Raw genomic sequence first — 4016 nt, 5'->3', positions numbered from 1 at the left:
TTTGGGCAGTCGTCGGGCCGAGCCGGATCGGCAGCCCTTGTGCGTAGACAACGACGTGGATCTTGGTCGTGAGGCCCGCCGCGCGAGCGGCCGAGACAGTGATCCGCACCCTGTTTTTGCCGTCGCGGCCTGCTGGTGGGGGCGAATGGAGGCGCTGTGGATCATTTGCTGTCGGCTCAGCTTTATGAGGTGTTTCAGCTGGTTGATGGGGCATTGATCGCAAATTGCGCGGCGAAAGCCCGGATATAAGCGGGCCGGGCTTGCCCGCGAGCTACATAGGCAGCCAAGTTTTGATATTCGTCCAAAATGCCGGACATTCTAAGTCGCAGCAGCACTGATACCATCAATAAATCGCCCGCGCTGAACGCATCGTCGAGCCAGTCGGCGACGCCTAAGTGCGCCGAGAGTTTGTCCAGCCGAGCGCGAACACGGTCCTTGACCAACGGTAAGCGCTCCTCGCTCCAAGGCTTGTCACCTTCGAATATTTTTGCCGTCGTTAGTTCAAGAATCGGCGGCTCGACGGTGTTAAGTGCGGCAAACATCCACGTGATCGCGCGCGCACGGGCATCGTGATCCTTCGGCGGCAGGCCCGCATACTGCTCGGCAAGATGAAAGACGATCGAGCCGGTCTCAAACAGCGAGAGAACCTTCCTCATAGGTGGGGATCTGGCCGAAGGGATGGATGGCCAGATGGTCAGGCGCCTTCATCTGTGCGAAGGAAACCAGACCTCATAAGGCTGACCCACTTCTTCGAGGGCCCAGCGAACGCGCATATGGCGCGCCAGTCCCTTGCCGCCGTCGGGCGATCGTTCAAATGCTGTGATAGTGATTGTCATCGCATCCGTTTCCTTGCTTGGGCGAATTTCTTCGTCTTCCTATCGGGACGACGAATGGCCTCCCCGAAATCGACCTCGGCCTTGAACTATTTTCAGCTGGGCGCAGATCGCGAGGCCCGTTTCCGATCAACGGTCGTGATGGCACGGTGGCCAATCCACAAGGCCGCGTGTAAGGGCTGCCTTGTTCGATTGTCCGCTTTTGCGAGCTTGCGCCCTGAAAGCAGACCGCGGGCCTTCCACCCATTTCGGGTCAATCCTGATTATGGGTCACGTCCTAACGGGCTCAAGACATCGTCGGTGCGCTGCCGATGGTTGCACTTGGCTTCCTCGAAAGGCGCGGCTTCCACCTCACCCATACCTTGCTTGATGACGTAGCGGCAACGAAGCGTCTATTGGATTTGCAGGACGGGCCGGAAAAATGTCGGGGACGGAATCGAGATGGCGGCCGGACAAGTAGCCTTCGATATGCGGCAGGCGGCGGGAACCCTAGTTACGCTCCCTGCCGCTTCACGCTAGCGGGTCTATCCAGCGCGGCTCGATATGCCGAACGACAGCAGTCCCGTGACGTCTGAGAACGTGGAGCAGAACAGCCGACACCCGTTGGAGCCGATATCGTGGCGTGTTCACAGTGAGAGCGGTACTGACCCGTGAGACTTAACGCATTATGCGGCTTCAACGCCCGGTCCGGCCTGGAGAAGAAAGCGGCGACTTTAGCCAAATTCATAGACCAGTGCCACGATGCCGATGAGGCAAAGCAAGGCGAGTATGATTCGCTCTGTCCTCGGTGTCATAGCAGCCACCACATGGGCAGTGATCCCATTAGAAAGATCAGCGCCACCAGAGCGAGGTAAATTACCCAGCCGATACCCGGATGAAGCCCGGCCATCGCACTACGCAAATATTGAAAAATATCTGGTCTTGGGCGAGCCTTGTCTCCCCTGTCCTTTCCTTTTTGATCAGTGCGTGGGCCAACCATTGAATCAACCCTGGCCCCGTGTTGCCTGTGACCAGCGCTCTAGCAGCCACGAATATAGGCATGGGCAATTGGGTAAACGCGCAAGTAGCCTGTTTGTTTGACGCTGTGGCCTTGATTGCGTCATCCAGGCCATCGCGGGCATCGGGCACGGGTTTTGCAACGAGTGCTGGTACGGCGGATTAACGGAGGCAAAGTGTTATGAAACGAAACGGTTTGGCGTTTCGGCCGGTCGGTTTGGCGATGCATCGCATCGGAAAGTATCGGGTCGTTAACTCTGTGGGCCTTGCAGCCGATACCCTACTGCAGCACTGGCCGACCGATGACGGAGAGGATTTTTCCGAGGCAGTCATGGCATGCCTTGACGGATTATACGACCGAATACCTCCCGAAGACGTGCGGGCTGCATTTATCAAGGCTGCGCATGAAGCGAACATTATCGTCATCGAATTGGTGAGACCCGCGCACCCGCGCAACTGATGCCACGCGTCTTGCTGGTGGCGCGCATGAAAGGACGAGTTGGCAGTAGAACGCCGTGCGAAGCCTTTATGTTGCCAGCACCGGTGAAACTGCAGCTGACGGATGTTCAGCCCGCTTTTGAAATTCCAATATCTAACGATGCGACCTGAACATTGTTGCGTCCGCTTTTCTTTGCGGTGTAGAGGGCACGGTCTGCTCTTGCGATTATGTCTGACGGTTGATCGGAAACACTATTCGAGACAGCGACGCCTACGCTGGCGGTTAGTCTCAGAAATGGCTGCCCTGTTCCTGTCTCGATGTTAAGCTCCTGCACAGAACGTCTCAGCCATTCCGCGCGCTCAATCGCTTGCTCGAGCGAACACTCCTCCAGGACGACGACGAACTCTTCGCCGCCGTATCGCGCTGCAAGATGGTTTGCTTGCCATGGCACGGATGTCAGCACATTCGCGACAGCCACAAGAGACCTGTCACCTGCAAGGTGACCGAAAGTGTCGTTGACGGATTTGAAGTGATCGATATCGATCATCATGATCGCAACGCCGGGCGAGCTTATTGCCGGACGGGTTAAGACCGCCGCCAGATAGCTTTCAAAGGTCCGTCGATTCGCCAATCCCGTTAAAGGATCCTTTTCCGCCAATCCTTGCAGGATCGAATTGGTGCGGTGCAGATCGTCGGATACTTGGCCGTAGGCAACGATCGCCGCATCAATCATTGCGAGTTCCGAAATGAGTGGAAGGCGTTCCAGCGTCAGGACCGGTTCGTTCCTGCCAATGCGTTCCAAATTCTTAATCGCAGCGCCGATGGGTGCAGCAAGATGATGCTTGGCAGCAATGAGTATTGTGACGGCGAAAAGGCCAGGAACAACCAGGATGAGGAGCCACCCAACCTGCATGTAGCTCGCACTGTTTTGGATTTCGCTGGCGATATTGTCCGCCACGACGGCAGCATCGCCGCTCAACTGAGTCCCCATCGCATCGAGATCGTGTATGGCCCTCTCATAGGCCTGCGTCGCCAGTCGGTCGAGTTCATCAACGACCCGTGCGTCGATAGAATTGGCGGAGGGCGACGGTTGCGTCGAGCTTTCTTTGTCGCGGGCCTGCTGGCGAAGCTTGGCGATCGTCTTGGCTTCGTCGGCGACTTTCTGAGATCTCTCAACCAGGAAACCGTTGTGTTCGAACGAAAAGCCTTGCGCGAGAGCCTGGATTTGCAACTGGATCTGGCGTTCCAGTCTGCGGTCTTTCGCCAAAAAGATCGATCGAACAAGAGAAGAGAGGCGCTCGATTTTTACCGCATTGCGCGTTTGCGTCAGGATCAGAGGGATTTGTACATCGCGCGTAAAGTTCGCTTGTGTCTCGATCCTTTTCAGGAAGACGAACGAAAAAGCCGCTGCAATCAGCGTATATGCCACGACGCCGAGCAGAAGAAATCTTGCAACAGCGCTGAGTGAGAGCTGACGCCGTTTCGGGGCGCTATTTTCTTCCATTCCATCGGCTCAATAAATGCTGAACGGGAAATAAGCGTCGTTGATGCGGTCGTAGACACCGTTGAGCTTAATCTGCTTCAGTGCGGCATTCACCTTCTGAATCAGGGCCGAGTTTCCCTTCTTCGCGGTGATGTGCGCCAAACTTTGAAGAAACTCGCTTGAGATTGGATCTCCCACATATCCAAAGCGCGCACCTTCCGTGGTCTGCAGGAAGCTCAAAAGTTCAATGGCATCGCCGATCAAC

Annotated in this window: 4 protein-coding genes and 3 pseudogenes; 3 read left to right on the top strand and 4 right to left on the bottom strand. The window is 56.2% G+C overall.

The window, feature by feature from the left end:
- Positions 1-168, bottom strand: a pseudogene (locus C9413_RS32885) (IS5/IS1182 family transposase); the annotation flags it as partial.
- Positions 169-194: 26 nt separating this feature from the next.
- Positions 195-836, bottom strand: a pseudogene (locus C9413_RS29025) (glutathione S-transferase family protein).
- A 326-nt stretch (positions 837-1162) separates the two neighbouring features.
- Between C9413_RS29025 and C9413_RS33950 the strand changes: the two are divergent.
- Positions 1163-1249: pseudogene (locus C9413_RS33950) on the top strand (alpha/beta hydrolase); the annotation flags it as partial.
- Positions 1250-2010: 761 nt separating this feature from the next.
- A complete protein-coding gene (locus C9413_RS29020) occupies positions 2011-2289 on the top strand; it encodes a DUF982 domain-containing protein (RefSeq protein WP_040115423.1) in 279 nt (92 codons plus the stop codon).
- 106 nt (positions 2290-2395) lie between these two features.
- Here C9413_RS29020 and C9413_RS29015 read toward each other — a convergent pair whose 3' ends face one another.
- The gene (locus C9413_RS29015) at positions 2396-3001 is read right to left on the bottom strand and encodes a GGDEF domain-containing protein (RefSeq protein WP_166677431.1); all 606 of its coding nucleotides are present in this window, start codon (positions 2999-3001) and stop codon (positions 2396-2398) included.
- Here C9413_RS29015 and C9413_RS29010 point away from each other — a divergent pair.
- Positions 2969-3736 carry a hypothetical protein gene (locus C9413_RS29010; RefSeq protein WP_170251268.1) on the top strand — a complete coding sequence of 256 codons (768 nt, stop codon included), beginning with the start codon at positions 2969-2971 and terminating at the stop codon, positions 3734-3736. The two genes, C9413_RS29015 and C9413_RS29010, sit on opposite strands and share 33 nt — an antisense overlap.
- A gap of 45 nt (positions 3737-3781) precedes the next feature.
- Here C9413_RS29010 and C9413_RS29005 read toward each other — a convergent pair.
- Positions 3782-4016, bottom strand: a 235-nt coding sequence (locus C9413_RS29005; RefSeq protein WP_170251267.1) for a transporter substrate-binding domain-containing protein, incomplete at its 5' end; no start/stop codon positions are given.

This window comes from Rhizobium sp. SEMIA 4085, from assembly GCF_013004495.1.
GTDB classification, from domain to species: domain Bacteria; phylum Pseudomonadota; class Alphaproteobacteria; order Rhizobiales; family Rhizobiaceae; genus Rhizobium; species Rhizobium gallicum.
Note: the sequence above shows the minus strand (reverse complement) of the source record. Positions and strands in the feature narration are given on the sequence as shown.